This window comes from Burkholderia sp. DN3021 (genome assembly GCF_049805555.1).
In the GTDB taxonomy this organism is placed as follows: Bacteria; Pseudomonadota; Gammaproteobacteria; order Burkholderiales; family Burkholderiaceae; genus Burkholderia; species Burkholderia pyrrocinia_C.
In genome coordinates this window covers 60524-79132 of sequence record NZ_JBNCAB010000027.1, presented here as the reverse complement: position 1 = coordinate 79132, position 18609 = coordinate 60524, and the positions used below count along the sequence as shown (strand labels likewise).

Here is an 18609-nt window from a genome sequence, read left to right as displayed (position 1 = left end):
CGATGGAACTTGCAGCAAGCAGCAGTTCCGCGAGTGACGTAGATTGTCGGCGATCTACGTCTTGATGTCGAACGGCTGCTCCTGGCCGAACTCAGCCAATTTAGCCAGCGAACAAGTTTTATACGCCGCCGTTAATCCCCCGGGCAGGCGTCTCTCGCCTCGGGAAGGATCACCGCACAAAAAAAGTGCATTGATGCTGGCGAACCGGGCTCAACTCTTGCTCGACGTCTTAGCTACAAATGACGTGGGCGCATGCTGAACCTGTTCGCTTCCACATTTCGGACATTGCGGGTGAGCGGTTTCATGCTCCGCGAGATGTTCAACATGTTCGAACGTCTCGCCACACTTCTCACAACGGTATTGGTAAGTAGGCACGGCATCCCTCCGGCACGAAGCTTGCGAGTGTCGCCACGGACGAAGCCCGGACGGCGTCCAGCACCCCAGATGAAGAATTGTAGTGCAGGACATGTGCAGACACTAATCCTCCATCACCACAACACGCTGCTCCCCCACGGCCCGGTGATAAGCTCAACGTCGATGCACCATCGCCATCCGCCCCCAAACGAGCCCCCCATGCCCCTCGCCCCTGCCATCCTCTCCGCCTTCACCCCAACCGGCAAGCTGCGCGCGTCGATCAATCTCGGCAACCCGATCCTCGCGAACCGCGATCCGGCCACCGGCGAACCGTTCGGCGTGTCGATCGATCTGGCGCGCGCGTTCGCCGAGCGCCTGTCGGCCGAGCTGGAACTCGTCGTGTTCGACGCCGCCGGGAAATCAGTGCAGGCGCTGACCGAAGAGCGCGCCGATTTCGGCTTCTTCGCGGTCGATCCGCTGCGCGGCGAAACGGTCGCGTTCACCGCGCCGTACGTGCTGATCGAGGGTTTCTATCTCGTGCGCGACGCTTCGCCGATCCGCACGAACGAGGACGTCGACCTGCCGCACAACCGCGTGACCGTCGGCAAGGGCAGCGCATACGACCTGTTCCTCACGCGCGAACTGAGGGCCGCGCAGATCGTGCGCGCGCCGACGTCGCAGGCCGTCGTGCAGACGTTCGTCGAACAGCAACTCGAAGTGGCGGCCGGCGTGAAGCAGCAACTCGAAGCCGACGCCGCGAAGACAACGGGCCTGCGCCTGCTCGACGAGCGGTTCATGGTGATCCGGCAGGCGATGGGCGTGCCGAAGAGCCGCGGCGAGGCGGCCGCGGCGGCGCTGAACGAATTCGTCGAGGACATGAAGGCGTCGGGCTTCGTCGCGGATTCGCTGCGGCGGCACGGCATCACCGGCGCGTCCGTCGCACCGCCAGCCTGACCGAAAAAACGCGTGAAATAAAAACGGCCCCGGTGTCTGAACCGACACCGGAGCCGCTCATCCGAAGCGCCGCATTCAACCGACCCGCGCTTCCCCCTGCCGCTCGGCTTCCCCCTCATCCGCCGCTGTGCGCGCGAGCACCGGCTTCAGCGCTTGCCCCGTGTGGCTCGCGCCCACCTTCACGAGCGCTTCCGGCGGCGCCGCCGCGACGATCGTGCCGCCGCCCACGCCACCCTCCGGCCCGAGATCGATGATCCAGTCGGCTTCAGCGATCACGTCGAGGTCATGCTCGATCACGACGACGCTATGCCCCGCGTCGACCAGCCGATGCAGCACGCGAATCAGCTTCGCGACGTCCGCCATGTGCAGGCCGACCGTCGGTTCGTCGAGCACGTACAGCGTATGTGGCGCCTTCTGGCCGCGCCGCGTGATGTCGTCGCGCACCTTCGTCAGCTCGGTGACGAGCTTGATGCGCTGCGCCTCGCCGCCGGACAACGTCGGCGACGGCTGGCCGAGCGTCAGGTAGCCGAGGCCGACATCCTTCATCAGCTGCAGCGGATGCGCGATGTTCGAGATCGGCGCAAAGAACTCCACTGCCTCGTCGATCTCCATCGTCAGCACGTCGCCGATGTTCCGGCCGCGCCACGTGACCGCGAGCGTCTCCGGGTTGAAGCGCTGCCCGTGGCACACGTCGCACGGCACCTTCACGTCGGGCAGGAAGCTCATGCCGATCGTGCGCACGCCTTGCCCTTCGCACGCGGGGCAGCGTCCGTCGCCGGTATTGAACGAGAAACGCGACGCCGTATAGCCGCGGGCGCGCGCTTCCAGCGTGTCCGCGAACAGCTTGCGGATCGTGTCCCACACGCCGATATAGGTGGCCGGGCACGAACGCGGCGTCTTGCCGATCGGCGTTTGATCGACTTCGAGCACGCGATCGATCTGTTCCCAGCCGCTCAACGACTCGCAGCCCTGCCACGCATGCGTGACGTTCAGCGACGGCCGCGGCGCACTGCGCGCGAGCACGCTCGAGCGGCGGTTGGCCGCCGGCGCGTCCTGCTGCGCGGCCTTGCGCGCGCGCCGCGTGGCCGGCGACGACAGCACCGAGCGGCCGACCGCGTCGAGCAGGTTCGTCATCAGCACGTCGCGCGCGAGCGTCGACTTGCCCGACCCGCTGACGCCCGTCACCGCGACGAGCCGCGCGAGCGGAATGCCGACCGTGACGTCGCGCAGGTTGTGCAGCCGTGCGCCATGCACGGTCAGCCAGGCCTCCGGCACCGCCGGCCCGCCCTTCCTGCCCGGCAGACTCACGGCACGGCGCGGCTGCAGCGGATGCGTCATCGGCTGCGCGAGCAGGCGCCCCGTCACCGAATCGGACTGCGCGGCGAGATCCGCGACCGCGCCCTGCGCGACCAGCGTGCCGCCGCGCTTGCCGGCGCCCGGGCCGACGTCGATGATGTGATCGGCGCGGCGGATCGTGTCTTCGTCGTGCTCGACGACGACCAGCGTATTGCCCTTGTCGCCGAGCTTGCGCAGCGCGTCCAGCAGGATCTGGTTGTCGCGCGGATGCAGGCCGATCGTCGGCTCGTCGAGCACGTAGCAGACGCCCTGCAGGTTGCTGCCGAGCTGCGCGGCGAGCCGGATGCGCTGCGCTTCGCCGCCCGACAGGCTCGGCGCCGCACGGTCGAGGCTCAGGTAGCCGAGCCCGACTTCCTCGAGAAACGCGAGGCGGCTGCCGATCTCGCTGACGATGTCGCGCGCGATCTGCGCGTCGCGCCCGGTGAGTTCCAGCCCGTCGATCCAGCGCCGCGTATCCGACACCGTCCACTGCGCGACCTCGACGATCGGATGCGCGTCGAACGTGACCGCGCGCGCGGACGGGTTCAGCCGCGTGCCGCCGCAATCCGGGCACGGCTCGTTGCCGACGCCTTCCGGTTCCTGCTCGTCCGACGGCAGCGTCTGCTCGCGGCCGCGGCCGTCCTCGGCAAGCACCGTGTCGTCGTACGCGGCGCGCTGTTCGCGCGTGAGCGTGACGCCGGTGCCGACGCAGGTCGTGCACCAGCCGTGCTTGCTGTTGTACGAGAACATCCGCGGGTCCAGCTCCGGATAACTCGTGCCGCACACCGGGCACGCACGCTTGACCGACAGCACCTTGACCGCGCCGACGCGCGCGGTCGAATGGTCGTTCTGCATCGCATCGTGCAGCCCGTCGAGCGGCGCGAGCAGATGCATCACGCCCTTGCCGAGTTCGAGCGTTTCGTCGAGCACGCGCCGCAACTCGGCCTCGTTGTCCGGCGACACGACGATATCGGCGACCGGCAGCTCGATCGTGTGCTCGCGGAAGCGGTCGAGCTTCGGCCACGGATCGACCGTGACGAACTCGCCGTCGACGCGCAGATGCGTGCTGCCGCGCGCCTTCGCCCACTTCGCGAGATCGGTATACACGCCCTTGCGGTTGACGACGAGCGGCGCGAGCAGCCCGACGTGCTCGCCGCGATGATCGCGCAGCAACTGCGCGGCGATCGATTCGACGGACTGCGACGTGACCGGCGTGCCGTCGTGGATGCAATGCTGCAAGCCGAGCTTCACATACAGCAGCCGCAGGAAGTGCCAGACTTCGGACGTCGTCGCGACCGTGCTCTTGCGGCCGCCGCGCGACAGCCGCTGCTCGATCGCGACGGTCGGCGGAATGCCGTACACCGCGTCGACTTCGGGGCGCCCGGCCGGCTGCACGATCGAGCGCGCATACGCATTCAGCGATTCGAGGTAGCGGCGCTGGCCTTCGTGGAACAGGATGTCGAACGCGAGCGTCGACTTGCCGGAACCCGACACGCCGGTGATCACGTTGAACTTGCCGTGCGGGATATCGACGTCGAGCGACTTCAGGTTGTGCTCGCGCGCGTTGACGATCCGCACGACATCCTCGCCTTCGATCGCGCGCCGTTCGCGCGCGGCGTTCAGCACGGCCTGCAGCGGCACGCCTTCGTCGCCGAGCGGCGCTTCGGCATCCATCGCGCGGTCGTACTGCAGCAGCGCAACGCCCGTATGCGATTCGGCGCACGCCTTCACGTCGTCGGGCGTGCCCGCGCACAGCACGAGGCCGCCGCCGTCGCCGCCTTCCGGGCCGAGATCGATCAGCCAGTCGGCCGCGCGGATCACGTCGAGGTTGTGCTCGATCACGATCAGCGAATGGCCGGCCGCGAGCAGCTTGCCGAACGCCTGCATCAGCTTCGCGATGTCGTCGAAGTGCAGCCCGGTGGTCGGCTCGTCGAACATGAACAGCCGCGCACGCGCGACACGCGCCTCTTCCGTGACGACCCGGCGGCCGTTGACCGCCGCCGCGGATTCGGCGAGGAAACCGGCCAGCTTCAGGCGCTGCGCTTCGCCGCCCGACAGCGTCGGCACCGGCTGGCCGAGCTTCACGTATTCGAGCCCGACATCGACGATCGGCTGCAGCACGCGCAGCACCTCGGCGTCGGTCGCGAAGAACGCGGCCGCTTCGCTGACGGTCAGGTCGAGCACGTCGGCGATGTTCAGCGCGCGGCCGTCGCGCTCGATGCGCACCTCGAGAATCTCGGCGCGGTAGCGGCTGCCGTCGCAATCCGGGCAACGCAGGTACACGTCGCTCAGGAACTGCATCTCGATGTGCTCGAAGCCCGAGCCGCCGCAGGTCGGGCAACGGCCGTCGCCCGAGTTGAAGCTGAACGTGCCGGCGCCGTAGCCGCGTTGCAGCGCGAGCGGCGCCTTCGCGAACAGCTTGCGGATCTCGTCGAACGCGCCGACATAGCTCGCCGGGTTCGAGCGCGTGGTCTTGCCGATCGGCGACTGGTCGACGAATACGACGTCGCCCACCTGGTCGGCGCCCGTCAGGCTGCGGTACGCGCCCGGCGACTCGGTCGCCTTGCCGTGGTGCCGCGCCATCGCCGGATAGAGCACGTCCTGCAGCAGCGTGGATTTGCCGGAACCCGACACGCCTGTCACGCACACGAGGCGCTGCAACGGAATCTCGACCGTCACGTCGCGCAGGTTGTGCTCGCTCGCGCCGCCGAGCACGATGCGCGGCGTGTGCGCGTCGACCGGCCGGCGCGCCCAGTTCGACGCATGCGCGACATGCTTGCGGCCGCCGAGGTATTCGCCCGTCAGCGTATGCGCCGAACGGATGTCGGCCGGCGTGCCGTCGTAGACGATCGTGCCGCCGCGCTCGCCCGGGCCGGGGCCCATGTCGATCAGCCGGTCGGCCGCGAGCATCACCGACGGATCGTGCTCGACGACGACCAGCGTATTGCCCGCGTCGCGCAGCCGCTGCATCGCCTCGACGATCCGCGTGAGATCGCGCGGATGCAGCCCGATGCTCGGTTCGTCGAGCACGAACAGGGTTTTCGTGAGCGACGTGCCGAGCGCCGTCGTCAGGTTGATCCGCTGCACCTCGCCGCCCGACAGCGTGCGGCTCTGCCGGTCGAGCGTCAGGTAGCCGAGCCCCACGTCGCACAGGTATTTCAGGCGCGTACGCACTTCGGCGAGCAGCAGCTTCAGCGCGTCGTCGAGCAGCGCGCTCGGCAGGCTGACTTCGTCGAAGAACCGGCGGATGCGCTCGATCGGCAGCAGCATCAGGTCGTGCACGGTCAGGCCCGGCAGCGCTTCGAGCTGCGCGCGGCTCCAGTCGACGCCGCGCGGCATGAAACGATCGGCCGGCGCGAGCACGCCGTCGGCATTCTCTTTCGAGCCGAGCCGCCATTGCAGCGATTCCGTCTTCAGGCGCGCGCCGCCGCACACGTCGCACGGCGTGTAGCTGCGGTATTTCGACAGCAGCACGCGGATATGCATCTTGTACGCCTTCGATTCGAGGTAGCCGAAGAAGCGCTTCACGCCGTACCACTGGCTCTGCCACTTGCCGTTCCAGTCCGGCGAACCGTTGACGACCCAGTCGCGCTCGGCGTCCGTCAGCTCGGCCCACGGCACATCGCGCCGGATGTCGGCCTTCGCCGCGTAGCGCATCAGGTCGTCCTGGCACTCCTTCCATGCAGGCGTCTGCATCGGCTTGATCGCGCCGCCGCGCAGCGTCTTGCGCGCGTCGGGAATCACGAGGCCGAGATCGACGCCGATCACGCGGCCGAAGCCGCGGCAGGTTTCGCACGCGCCGTAGGCCGAGTTGAACGAGAACAGCGCCGCCTGCGGCTCCGCGTAGCGCAGGTCGCTGTCGGGATCATGGAGCCCGGTGGAGAAGCGCCACACCTGCGGCTCCGCGGGCGTGCCGACCGCGTTTTCCGGCTCAGCCGCGAGCACGTAGACGTTCACGCGCCCGCCGCCGCGCTTCAGCGACGCCTCGATCGCCTCGACGACGCGCACCTTGTCGGCCTGCTGCACGCGGAAGCGGTCGGCCACCACGTCGAGCACCTTGCGCGGCCCGGTGGGCGACGCGACTTCGCGCTGCGCCTGCACGCGCGTATAGCCGCTCGCGGACAGCCATTGCGTGACTTCTTCGTCGGATGCCGAGTCCGGCAACTCGACCGGAAACGTGACGACGACCCGCGGATCGTCCGCCTGCGTGCGCGCCACGAGCTCCGCGTAGATCGTCTCCGGCGTGTCGTGCCGCACCCGCCGCGCGGTCTTGCGGTCGAACAGCTCGGCCGCGCGCGCGTACAGCAGCTTCAGGTGATCGTTCAGCTCGGTCATCGTGCCGACGGTCGAGCGCGAGCTGCGCACCGGGTTGGTCTGGTCGATCGCGATCGCGGGCGGCACGCCGTCGACGCGATCGACCTGCGGGCGGTCCATCCGGTCGAGAAACTGCCGCGCGTACGCGCTGAAGGTTTCGACGTAGCGCCGCTGGCCTTCCGCGTACAGCGTGTCGAACACGAGACTCGACTTGCCGGAGCCCGACGGGCCGGTGACGACCGTCATTTCGCCGGTGCGCAGGTCGAGATCGATATTCTTGAGGTTGTGCTGACGTGCTCCGCGAATGCGGATCAGATTGCTGGATGACAATTTGCCTGCCCGTCGAATGAGTTAGCCAGGGTTCACGGTGCCGGAACGCTGCGGCGAATGCCCGCAGGCGCGGCGCGCGAGCCGCCCGGATCATGCCCGGGCGGCTCGAGTTCGACGGATACTATACTGTATATTCATACAGTTTTCCATGGCGGGATCGCGATCCCGCCACCGGGCAGGCCGGCAAAGCGGCGGCGGCACGCGCGCCGCCGGTTGCGACGCTCGCGCGTGTCGATGCCGTGTCGCTGCGGCTACTTCTGCAGCAGGATTTCCACGCGGCGGTTGCGCGCGCGCCCTTCCGCCGTATCGTTCGACGCGGCCGGATCGGCCTCGCCGCGCCCCGTCGCCGCGAACGAATCCGCCTTCAGCCCATGCTCGCGCAAATAGGCCGCGACCGCCTCCGCACGCCGCCGCGACAGCGACAGATTGTGCGCATCCGAGCCGGTCGAGTCGGTATAGCCGGTCACGTCCACGCGCGAGTAATGCTTGTCGCCCTGACGATTCAGCAACGCGTCGAGCGCAGCCTGCGCGGTGGGCGTCAGCGCGGCGGAGTCGGTCGCAAAGTACGCATCGCCCGTCAGGCTGACTTTCTCGGCGGCCGCCGGTGCGGCCGGCGCGGCTGCCGGGGCCGGCGCGGCGGGCGCGCCGCACTGGAACACGAGCGAGCGCGGATCGGCGCCTTCGCGGAACGGCGCCGTGGAATCGACCGTGCGCACGGCGTCGCTGCCGCACATGCGCGTCGCGACTTTCATGCAGGTCTTCTCGCTCGACAGGATGCCGTGGCAGTCCACCCGGAAGGTTCGAATGCCGTCGCGCGGCTGCAGTTCGTACGCGTTGAACGTCGGCCCCGATGCGCTCGAACACGCAGTCAGGGAAACGACGGACGCCAGCAATGCAAGATGGTGTTTTTTCACTTGATGACTCCGAAAATGCGATGGGCGCAGCGAATGCGGTGCGCGCGGCACAGCCGCATTCGCGTGCGTTCCGTGTGGTTCGCGCTCGCTCACTTCCACTGATACAACATACCGGCGCCGACGACGCGCTGGCTGCCGGCGAAACCGCCGTTCAACGTCGCCTTCAGGTTCTCCGTGATGCGCGCCTGCACGCCGACCGCCATGGCCTTCTGACCGAGGAACGTCGAAGTACCGACCCCCATCGCGAAATTGGAGTCGCGGTCCATGTGCGGAATCGACGCGATCGCGGCGGTTGCGGCAATCCCTTGGCGCGCCATCGAGTCGGTCTGCTGGATCTGCTGCTGCATCTGCGTGAGCTGGTTGTTGACCGTGTTCAGCGACTGCGTGAACTGGTTCGATACGGCATTCAGCTGATTGACGTTCACCGCGTCGGTGCCCTGCGTGCCCGCCGCGACGTTGGCGACCTGCCGCGGCGCATCCGCCGAGCCGACCGCGACCACGTTCGACCGGCCGCCGTCGTTGCTGCCGGCGCCGATCGCGGTCGAGTTGTTGCCCGACGACACCGCGCCGACGCCGATCGCGGTCGAGCCGTTGCCGGACGCCGTCGAACTGTTGCCGACCGCCGTGCTGTTCGAGCCCGATGCCACCGCACCCGAGCCGCCCGCCGACGAATTCGAGCCGGCCGGCAGCGGCGCGGTCTTCGTGCCGGTCGGATTCGTCGAGTACGAGCCGTTCGCGGTGCGCTGGTCGATCAACGTCGTCAGCTGGTTCGCGACCGCATCGAGCTGCGACACGTTCACCGCATCGGTGCCGCTCTTGCCTGCCGCGAGACCGGTGATCTGCCGGTTGCCGACGTTCACTTCGCCGGCCGACGATTGCGGGCTGCTCAGGCCGTACGCGATGTAGTTCGTCAGTGCGCCGACCGTCGTCAGCGAACCGGCGCCGAGCGCGACGCTGTTCGCGAACGTCGACGTCGCGCCGGCCCCGAGCGCGAGCGCATCGGTCGCCGAGCTGCGCGCGCCCGAGCCGAGCGCGACGCTGCCGACGCTGACCGCGACCGCATTGGCGCCCTGCGCGAGGGACTGCGCGCCGGTCGCCGTCGCGCCGCTGCCGAGCGCGATCGCGTCGGCCTGCGCGGAATGCGCGGCCTGCCCGATCGCAACACCGCCAGGAGCGGTCTGGTCGACGATCGCGCCGTTGCCGATACCCACGCCGTTATCGCCGTTCACGACCGTCGTCGGCCCCACCGCGACCGATTCCGCGCCGACCGCGAGCGAATCCGCCGCAGTCGAATTCGCGTGGAAGTACTTCTGGGGCGTGACCGCGAACGACTGCAACGCGCCGGTCAGCTGCCGCACCGTCACCGCGTCGTGCTGGTCGGTGCCGTCCGCGACGTTGGTGATCTGGCGATAGGAATTGCCCGTCGCACTGCCGACGGATACCGCGCCGAGCAGCGTCGCGTCGGTCGTATCGAACGGAATCGACGCGCTGCCGTTGCGCATGGTCCCCGACGTCGGCACGACCGGGCGATCGGCCACCGAACCCGAGCCGAGCGCGATGCTGCCGTCCACGCGCGCGATCGCATTCGGGCCGATCGCGACGCTGTCGAGGCCCAGCGCCTGGCTGTCCGGCGCGGTCGAGTTCGCGTGGAAGTACTTGATGCCGTTCGCGTTGATGTTGTCGATCGCCGAGCCGACGTTGTTGTTGATCGTCGTCGAGCCGTCGCGGTTGTACGTCACGTACGACGGCGCCGAGATCGTGCCGGTCGTCGGATCGTAGGTCGAACCGCCGCCGATCGCGCCGGCCGTGCTGTTGCCGAGGTTGTTGTTGTTCGACGCGATCGAGCTGAGGCCCGTGGACAACGAGCTGAGGCCCGTCGACGTGGCCGTCGACAGCGACGTCAGGTTGCTGTTGGTGCTGGACAGGCCGGTCGACAGCGAGCTGAGGCCCGTCGACGTCGATGTGGACAGCGACGTGATCGTGCTGTTCGTCGAGCTCAGACCGGTCGACAACGAGCCGATGCCCGTCGACGTCGACGTCGACAACGACGTGATCGTGCTGTTCGTCGAGCTCAGGCCAGTAGACAGCGAGTTGATCCCCGTCGAAGTCGACGTGGACAGCGACGTGATCGCGCTGTTGGCCGACGACAAGCCGGTAGACGTGGACGTCGACAAAGATGTCACGGAACTGTTGGTCGAGCTGAGGCCCGTCGACAACGAGCTGATCCCCGTCGAAGTCGACGTCGACAACGACGTGATGCTCGACAACGTCGACGTCGACAGCGACGTCACCGCCTGGTTCGTCGCATCGAGCTGCGAGCCGTTGATCGCGTCGGTGCTGGTCGAGCTGATCCGCCCCGCCGCGACGTTGGTGATCTGGCGCTCGCTGCCCGGCGCGCCGACGCTGACGACGCTGGTCGGATTGACGCCGTTGAACGTATACGTGACGCCGCCGATGGTGCCGGTCGCGGTCGGATTCGGCGCGGCCGTCACCGAGCCGGAGCCGAGCGCGACGTCGTTCGTATTGTTCGCCACCGCCGATGCGCCGAACGCCACCGCGCCCGCTGCCGCCGCGGTCGACGTATTGCCGAGCGCGACCGAGCCGGTGCCCAGCGCATTGTTCGTGTTGCCGATCGCCACCGCACCGTTGCCGTTCGCGGTGTTGTTCGAACCGGCCGTCACCGCGCCGGTGCCGATCGAGGTGCTCGGGTCGCCGATAGCCACCGCGCCGTTGCCGCTCACGGTCTGACCGAAGCCGAGTGCCACCGCACCGATGCCGCCCAGCACCTTCGAGTTGTTACCGCCGGCGATCGACCCCGCACCCGCCGTGGCGGCCACCGAGTTGCTGTCGCCGATCGCCACGGTGGATCCCGCCGCCGCGACGCTGTTGATGCCGATCGCCGTCGAATTGATGGCCGACGCCGTGGCCCCGGGGCCCAGCGCCGATGCCGATATGCCGCTGGCGAGCGCGAGATTGCCGAGCGCAACGCCATACTGCTGCGTCGCGCTCGCTTGAACGCCCATCGCGATCGAACTGAGGCCCGACGCACCGGTGTTCACACCGAACGCCATCGCATTGGCGGCACCGGCCGTCGTATTCGAGCCCATCGCGATCGAATTGGCGCCGAGCGACTGCGTGCCCGAACCGGGCACGCCCGCCACGCCGCCCCAGCCGATCGCGATCGACGCGCTGCCCTTCGCGCCGCTGTTGACGCCCATCGCCACGCCGGAATTTCCGGAAGCCAGCGCGCCGCTGCCCACCGCGACGCCGGCCGCGCCCGAACTCGTCGACTGGTTGCCAAGCGCGACCGAGCCCGTATTGGTTGCATTCGACGCATAGCCGAGCGAGACGCTTTGAGCCCCCACCGCGCTCGCCCCGAGACCGAGCGCGGCCGCATACTGGCCGGACGCCAGCGCATTGTTGCCGAGCCCGACCGCCGACACGCCGGTCGCGGCCGCGCCGCTGCCGATCGCCACTGTACCGCTCTGGGTCGCGCTCGACAGATTGCCGACGGCAACCGAGTAAGCGCCGCTGCCGATCGCCTGCACGCCCAGCGCCGAGCTATTGACGCCGGTCGCCTGCGAGTTGATGCCGATGGCCGTCCCGCCATCGCCCATCGCATGCGCGCCGGGGCCGATCGCCGTGGACGACAGGCCCGCCGCCGTCGACAGGTTGCCGTATGCGGTGGCATTCACCTGCGACGCTACCGAGCCATTACCGATCGCGACCGAACTGGCGCCGCCGGTCGCGGAGCCGCCGCCTGCAGAATATTGCGCATGCGCACCGGCCTGAAACAGCCCGAGATACGCGGCCGCCATCATCATGACGAGTCGCCTGGGCGAGAGCGCCGGCGGCGTCGCGATGCCCGCGGCGGAGCCCGCGTCCGTCGCATGCGCGGACGCGCTTGTTCTCGACGACGCAACCCGCTTGCCGCGCGCACGATCGAGCTCCGACGCCGCGACCCACGCGCCCAGTGCTTCGTTCCAGATCGACTTGAACGACTTGTTCATCTTGTTTTCCCTCGGTTCACATGTGCTGGATGACGCAACAGCGAACGCGGCCGGGCAAAGACTGTCTCCGTCTCCGTTTTCACCCGCCTCGCGACGCTCCGCAACCTACTTCGGACTTCTAACTTGACTGCCGGACGGCTCTGCACGACGCACTCGACGCACGACAACGATCGCGGTTTATCGAATCATGGAAACCGGGTGCCCGGATCAGGCGGCGCGCTGCGCGCCGTTCCGGGAACAAGCGCGTGCGCACGCCGTCGCGCCGAAGCGCGGGCGACCTCGAATCTCATGAGAGGGCGTCGTTCGACGCCGGATGGACGGACGTCGCGTCGAATCGACGCGCCGCCCACGCAGTGTCATTCGGGGGGAGGATGACCCCGCGTGGCCCCCGGAGCAGATGCATGCGCCGCCGGCCCGCGGCCGCTGACAGCCGACAACGGTTCGGGAGAACCGCTGCTTTGATCTGCCATGCTTTTGATGTTCATGTTTTTTCGTGCCCGCCTGATTCGAGAGTGCGTTCCGCGCAACCGCCGCTCGAAAGATCGAACCGCCCGGCGATCGACGCGACCCCACTCACTCTTTCCATCCTGACGCGCATCTTCGATTCCGGATTTCCGGAATGGAAGATGACTGCCGGATGACCCCTGCACTGAATTAACCTACTTACTTTCTTTGACGATTTTTTGTCGCCTGATGTGCCAAACTCGCATCTGCTTCATGATTCATCGATCATTTTTCATATCGGTTCATTCGACGAACGATGAAGCCCGCATTACCTTCGTGCCAGCCCTCGTCGCATCGCCGTCGTCCCGAAAAGTGGGACCACCAGTATTCAATGTCACATTGAATGCCGCATCCTCGAAAAGACGGCAGCGCCAGAAAATTTCGCGTAGAGCCGGGTCATGTCAAAGAACCGATTCCAGCCGCGTCCTGCCTAGTGTGCCGGGCTTCTTCCGTTCAAACCTTTTCCGGAGCGGACAAATTGTTTTCCGGAGCGGATGTTATTTACATTCATACAATCCGGCGCGACGAGCCGGATATATGTGAAAGTATTTTTAACGGACCATAAATAAAACCTTAATCGCGGAGACAGTGAATTGATGAACCCGATCTGCCGCCGTGCCGGCCACCTTCTCGACACAAGGAACGGCAATTCATCGTCCGGGCCAATTCGATGTAGCGGCCATTCGGTCGGAAATAAAATCCGATATTTAATATCGGAATCGGAATTTTTTTCCACCCGATTTTCACCCCCGGGTTGCGGTGATTGCAACAGACCGGGGCGCTGTCAAACATGCCCACACACATCGCACGGAATCCTCACCGCCAGGGTCTTTGTCGGCATATAATTTTTTGCAACAATCGTGCACAAAGATGCATCGAGTCCGCCCCCCGGCCTACCTCCCTAAGCTTTCGCAACCATGGCATCCCGCTCGTCCAGTTCGGCGTCGCTCCGCGCCACGCCGGATCTCGTTGGCGCACACATTCTCGTCGTGGACGACCGCCCGAACGACCTGCGGCTCCTGACGGAAATCCTGCGCGCCGCGCGGTGCCGGATCAGCGTCGCATTCGACGGCCTGCAGGCCTATCACCGCGCGCAGGCCATCGCCCCCGACCTGATCCTGATGGATGTGCGGATGCCGCGCATGGACGGTTTCGCCGCGTGCCGGCTGCTGGCGTCCACGCCATCGACGCAGAACATTCCCGTCATCATCCTGACCGCGGCGGGCGATCTCGAGGATCGGATCGCGGGGCTCGAAACCGGCGCGCTCGACTACATCGTGAAGCCGTTCGAACCGGCCGAGGTGATCGCCCGAATCCGCAATCACCTGAAGCGCGCGCGGCGCAGCCAGCCGTTTGCGCACCTGCCCGAACTGCCCGATCATCCTGACGCCGCGCTGGTGCGTGCGGCCAGCGAGATCCTGCTGCGCGAACTGCGCAACCCGCCGGCGCTCGACGAACTCGCGCGGCAGGTCGGCACGCACGAGAAGCGCCTGTCCCGCGTGTTCCGCGATCACCTTGGCCAGACCGTGTTCGAATATCTGCGCGATACGCGACTGCGCGCGGCGAAGCACTTTCTCGCGGAGACGTCGATGGGAATCGGCGACATCGCCGAGGAGATCGGTTTTTCGACGCCGGGCAATTTCGCCACGGCGTTTCGCGAGCGCTTCGGCATCACGCCGTCCGACTGGCGGCGCCGGCGCCCGATGGTCGACGCACCGCCCCCGTCGCATGAACACCCGCGCGATGCATAGGCACCGCGCGTCGGGCTGGCTCGCCGTCCTGCCGCTCCTGGTGGCGCTGGTGGCCGCGTGCGCGGCGCCCCGCGCCGACGCGACGGAGCCATCCGGACGCTCCGCGCGCGTGGAAGCGGTGTCGATCGTCGAGGATCCGGGCGCGGCGATGTCCGTCGGCGAGGTGGCCGCGCGGCTCGAACGTTCGCGACGCGACGCACCTGCGGCAACCGAACCGTCTTTCAATGTCGAATTTTCCCGCTCGGCGTGGTGGGTCGGCGCGACGCTCGTCAACCGCGACAGCGTCGAGCGCCCGCTGGTGCTCGCGATTCGCGATGCACGCGTCGACCGGGCAGACTTTTATGTCGACCGCGGCGGCGCGTGGACGCTCGCCGCTCGATTCCCGGCGGATAGCGGCGACGCGAATCGCCCGGCTTCCCGCTATCCGCTGCTCGACATGACGCTGCGTGCGGGCGAACGGCTGCCCGTGCTGATCCGCATCACGTCGCGCAAGGAAATGCGGCTCGCACCGGCCGCGTTCACCCGCGGTGCGTGGCACGCGCAGGAACTTCGCGCCGCGATGTGGAACTTCGGTTTCTTCGGCGGGCTGCTCGCACTCGTATGGTGCGCACTGCTGATCGGATTCTTTTCGCGCAGCCGCATGTTCGTCGTGCTGGCCGCACTGGCCTTGAGCACGACGCTGTTCGAAGCGACGTACCGCGGCTATACCGCGATGTATCTGTGGCCGGGCGCATACGAGTGGTCGGCACGCGGCGAGGAGATCTTCGCGTATCTGTCGGTCGCGTGCTTCATCGCCTTCATCCTGATGGTCGCGCACCGCGAGAAGGCCGGCATGCCGATGCGGGCGGTCTATGTGGCGTTCCTCGCGCTCGAATGCGTCGGCATGGCCGGCGCGGCGTTCGGCGACCTGCTGACGTTCACGTGGTTCTGCCTGCGGCTGAACACGGCGATGGGCATCGTGAACATCAGCCTCGCGCTGATGCTCGTGATCCGCCGCACGCCGACGAGCCGCGTGATGCTGATCGCCGTCACGTTCGCGAGCTTCAACATCCTGCTGCGGATGCTCGACGGAATGAATGCGATGCCGGCCTGGCTGTTCTGGCTGAAATCCGGCCTCCATCCGAACCCCGTCATCGCGATCATCGGGCTCGCCACGCACCTGCTGGTGCTGGCCGCATGGATCGATCACGTGGGCCGCCAGCGCACCGAAGCGCGCAAGCGGCTCGAGCACTGGCAACTCACCGAACAGGATCGCCTGCGCGATGAAGTGGCGAAACGCACGGTCGCGCTCAACGACGCGCTGCAGCAGGCGAGAACGCACATGCAGCAGAAGATCGAGACGCTCGGCTATGTCAGCCACGACCTGCGCGCGCCACTGTCGACAATCAACGGCTACGCGAAGCTGCTGCTGCAAAGCGCGACGCGCAGCCAGGCGCGGCTGATCCGGTCGATCGACCGCAGCATCCGCTACCAGCTCGTGCTGATCGACGAATTGCTCGCGTTCACCAAAGCCGAGCTTCAGCCGCTCGGCATTTCGCCCGACGTGACCGACCTGCCCGGCCTGCTGAACGATATCGGCGACTATGCGGTCGCGCTGTGTTCGCAGCAGGGCAACCGGTTCGACTATCGGCCGCTGACGCCATTGCCGCGCAAGCTGTCGATCGACGGCATCCGGCTGCAGCAGGTGCTGCTCAACCTGCTGTCCAACGCATCGAAGTTCACGCGCGACGGCACGGTCACATTGTCGGTCCGCGCATCGCGGGAAGGCGATGCATGGCGCCTGACGTTCGAGGTCGCCGATACGGGCATCGGGATCGACATCGCCGGAACGGCCGACATCTTCCGTGCGTACCAGCAGGTGCAGGCCGTCAACGGCGGAACGGGGCTCGGCCTGTTCATCGCGCAGCGTATCGTCGCCGCGATGGGTGGCGAACTGGCCGTCTCCAGCCGGCCGGGCGTCGGCACGTCGTTCTCGTTCCCGATCGTCGCGCCGGCCGTCGGGCACGCGCTCGTGCCGGCGTCGTGGCTCGTCCGGCGGTTTCAGCCGATGCGCGACGCCGAACCGGAAAGCGCCGCACCGATACCGCACGGCCCGTCCGACGATGCGCTCGACGAACTGATCCAGCTCGCCGGCGAGGGCCGGCTCACCGATATCGAGGAATGGCTCGGCCGGTTCGCTGACGCGCCGGACCATGCGGCCTTCGCGCAAGCGACGCGCGAGCACCTCGACGCACTCGATCTGCATGCGATCGAGAAGCTCGCCGGCTCGCTGAAACGCGCGCGTGTCGCGGATGCATCGTTCGACGTCGAGACGGATACGGTCGGGCCGACGCGATAGCGGGGCGACGCCCGCTGCCGACCCAGTGGGCACGTCGTTCAACCGCCGTTCAACGCCACCGACGCCCGGCTCGCTCGACGACCCGGGCGACGCGAACGATAGCGGTCAGCCCGAATTCGCCGGAAGCCGTGCGCCGGGCAGCCGCACGCCGCGCCGGCCCGGCGCGCATCCTGTCGTTCAGTGCAGGATGTCCTGCAGCCGGTAATACGCGCCGACGAACGGCAGGAACCACGCGTGCCCGAAATGGCCCGGCATCGCCGGCCAGTCGAGCTCGCGCCACGGATTCGACGCGGCCGCGCCATACATCACGTCGGCCATCACGCGGCCCATGTGCACCGACATCTGCACGCCGTGGCCGCTGTAGCCCATCGAGTAATAGACGCCGTCGTGCTGGCCGGCACGCGGCAGGCGGTCGGCGGTGATGTCGACGAGCCCGCCCCAGCAATAGTCGAGCCGCACGTTCGCGAGCGCCGGGAAATAATCGGCCATCCCGGCGCGCAGGATGTCGCCGCTTTTCGCGTCGGAGCGCGGGCTCGACATCGCGAAACGCGCGCGGCCGCCGAACAGCAGCCGATTGTCGGGCGTCACGCGGAAATAATTGCCGATCTGGCGCGACGTCACGTATGCGCGGCGGTGCGGAAGCAGCCGGTTCAGTTGTTCGTCGGGAAGCGGCTCGGTCACCACGATGAAACTGCCGACCGGCGCGATGCGCCGCCGGAACCACGCGAACGGCCCGTGCTGCGATGCGCCGGTCGCCACCAGCACGCGATCGGCCACGATCGTGCCGCGCGTGCTGGTGATCGCGTGGCGCTCGCCATCGAGCCGCTCGAGCTGCGTGACGGCCGCACGCTCGTAGATGCGCGCGCCGGCCCGCTCGGCCGCTTGCGCGAGCCCGACGCCGAACTTGCCCATGTGCATCTGCACGCCGTTGCGCTGCAGCAGGCCGCCGTAAAAGCGGTCGGAGCCGACCTCATCGCGAATCCGCGCCGGCTCGATCAGTTCGATATCCGGATCGACGTCGCGCCGCAATGCGTCGAAGGTCTTCGCGAGCCCCGCGAAATGTTGCGGCTTCGCGGCCAGCTTCAGCTTGCCCGCACGCCGGAAGTCGCAGTCGATCGCGTGTTCGGCAACGATCGTTTCGACGGTTCGCACCGCGCTCTCGTAGGCGCGGTAGAACTGCTTCGCCTGCGCGGCGCCGATCCGCGCGGCGAGCGACGCGTAGTCCTGCGCGACGCCGGTGTTGCATTGGCCGCCGTTGCGTCCGGATGCCTCGGCCGCAACCTGTGCGGCTTCGAGCACCACGACCGACACGCCGCGCTGCGCGAGCGCCAGCGCCGCCGACAACCCGGTAAAACCACCGCCGATCACGACCACGTCGGCACGCCCTTCGACGGGCCCTTCGCTGCCGGCGCGAAAGTCGGGGCGGGTATCCAGCCAGTACGATTCGAATTTCATCGGATCCTTCGTGAGCATTCGGGCGCCGCGAATGACGTGCATGCGGAGCGCCGGCCCGCCTGTCGCCGCAGGTTCGTGATCGGGCGATGGCCGCCCGATGAATACCATTTAAGCATCGCCAAAAAGCGCAGTTGCCGCGTATTGGCGCATGGCGCGCGCATCATCCGCTGTTTTGCGCAGCCGCGGCAGCACAACATGCGCAAGCCGCGCGGCAGCCCGCGCACCGGCCGAATGCCGTCCGATCGCTTCATGGCAGGCGCCGGCGCCGTGCGTCACGCCCCCACCGACATGTCGATCAGGGCGCGCTTGAAGCGCGGGTCCGCGTCGCAAGCGTAGCGGCCGATATCGCG

At 67.6% G+C, this 18609-nt stretch carries 8 protein-coding genes; 3 read left to right on the top strand and 5 right to left on the bottom strand.

What is annotated here, in order from left to right; all coding sequences use genetic code 11:
* Positions 1–210 precede the first annotated feature (210 nt).
* A complete protein-coding gene (locus ACPUER_RS15920) occupies positions 211–375 on the bottom strand; it encodes an FmdB family zinc ribbon protein (protein WP_072440632.1) in 165 nt (54 codons plus the stop codon).
* Between the two features lie 198 nt (positions 376–573).
* On the opposite strand from ACPUER_RS15920, the gene ACPUER_RS15915 reads away from it, so the two are divergent.
* A complete protein-coding gene (locus tag ACPUER_RS15915) occupies positions 574–1308 on the top strand; it encodes an ABC transporter substrate-binding protein (RefSeq protein ID WP_425131560.1) in 735 nt (244 codons plus the stop codon).
* Between the two features lie 75 nt (positions 1309–1383).
* Here the strand turns inward: ACPUER_RS15915 and uvrA are convergent, their stop codons facing one another.
* The 3 genes from uvrA to ACPUER_RS15900 form a co-directional block, all read right to left on the bottom strand.
* A complete protein-coding gene (gene uvrA / locus ACPUER_RS15910) occupies positions 1384–7287 on the bottom strand; it encodes an excinuclease ABC subunit UvrA (RefSeq protein ID WP_425131559.1) in 5904 nt (1967 codons plus the stop codon).
* A 251-nt stretch (positions 7288–7538) separates the two neighbouring features.
* The gene (locus ACPUER_RS15905; protein ID WP_425131558.1) at positions 7539–8201 is read right to left on the bottom strand and encodes an OmpA family protein; all 663 of its coding nucleotides are present in this window, start codon (positions 8199–8201) and stop codon (positions 7539–7541) included.
* Positions 8202–8290: 89 nt separating this feature from the next.
* Positions 8291–12211, bottom strand: coding sequence for a YadA-like family protein (locus tag ACPUER_RS15900; protein ID WP_425131557.1), 3921 nt, complete (start codon positions 12209–12211; stop codon positions 8291–8293).
* 1421 nt (positions 12212–13632) lie between these two features.
* Between ACPUER_RS15900 and ACPUER_RS15895 the strand changes: the two genes are divergently transcribed.
* Together ACPUER_RS15895 and ACPUER_RS15890 are read left to right on the top strand one after the other, a co-directional pair.
* The gene (locus ACPUER_RS15895; RefSeq protein WP_425131556.1) at positions 13633–14466 is read left to right on the top strand and encodes a response regulator; all 834 of its coding nucleotides are present in this window, start codon (positions 13633–13635) and stop codon (positions 14464–14466) included.
* Complete coding sequence (locus ACPUER_RS15890) at positions 14459–16804, top strand: sensor histidine kinase (protein ID WP_425131555.1); 2346 nt, start codon at positions 14459–14461, stop codon at positions 16802–16804. The genes ACPUER_RS15895 and ACPUER_RS15890 overlap by 8 nt, the downstream gene beginning before the upstream one ends.
* A gap of 177 nt (positions 16805–16981) precedes the next feature.
* Here the strand turns inward: ACPUER_RS15890 and ACPUER_RS15885 are convergent, their stop codons facing one another.
* Positions 16982–18259: an NAD(P)/FAD-dependent oxidoreductase gene (locus tag ACPUER_RS15885; RefSeq protein ID WP_425131554.1), complete on the bottom strand. Its 1278-nt coding sequence runs from the start codon at positions 18257–18259 to the stop codon at positions 16982–16984.
* Positions 18260–18609 lie beyond the last annotated feature (350 nt).

What these genes read in the sequence shown, in the direction of transcription:
- ACPUER_RS15885 (WP_425131554.1), bottom strand. Translation starts at nt 18,259, where the DNA reads ATGAAATTCGAATCGTACTGGCTGGATACCCGCCCCGACTTTCGCGCC.
- ACPUER_RS15900 (WP_425131557.1), bottom strand. Translation starts at nt 12,211, where the DNA reads ATGAACAAGTCGTTCAAGTCGATCTGGAACGAAGCACTGGGCGCGTGG.
- ACPUER_RS15915 (WP_425131560.1), top strand. Translation starts at nt 574, where the DNA reads ATGCCCCTCGCCCCTGCCATCCTCTCCGCCTTCACCCCAACCGGCAAG.
- ACPUER_RS15890 (WP_425131555.1), top strand. Translation starts at nt 14,459, where the DNA reads ATGCATAGGCACCGCGCGTCGGGCTGGCTCGCCGTCCTGCCGCTCCTG.
- ACPUER_RS15895 (WP_425131556.1), top strand. Translation starts at nt 13,633, where the DNA reads ATGGCATCCCGCTCGTCCAGTTCGGCGTCGCTCCGCGCCACGCCGGAT.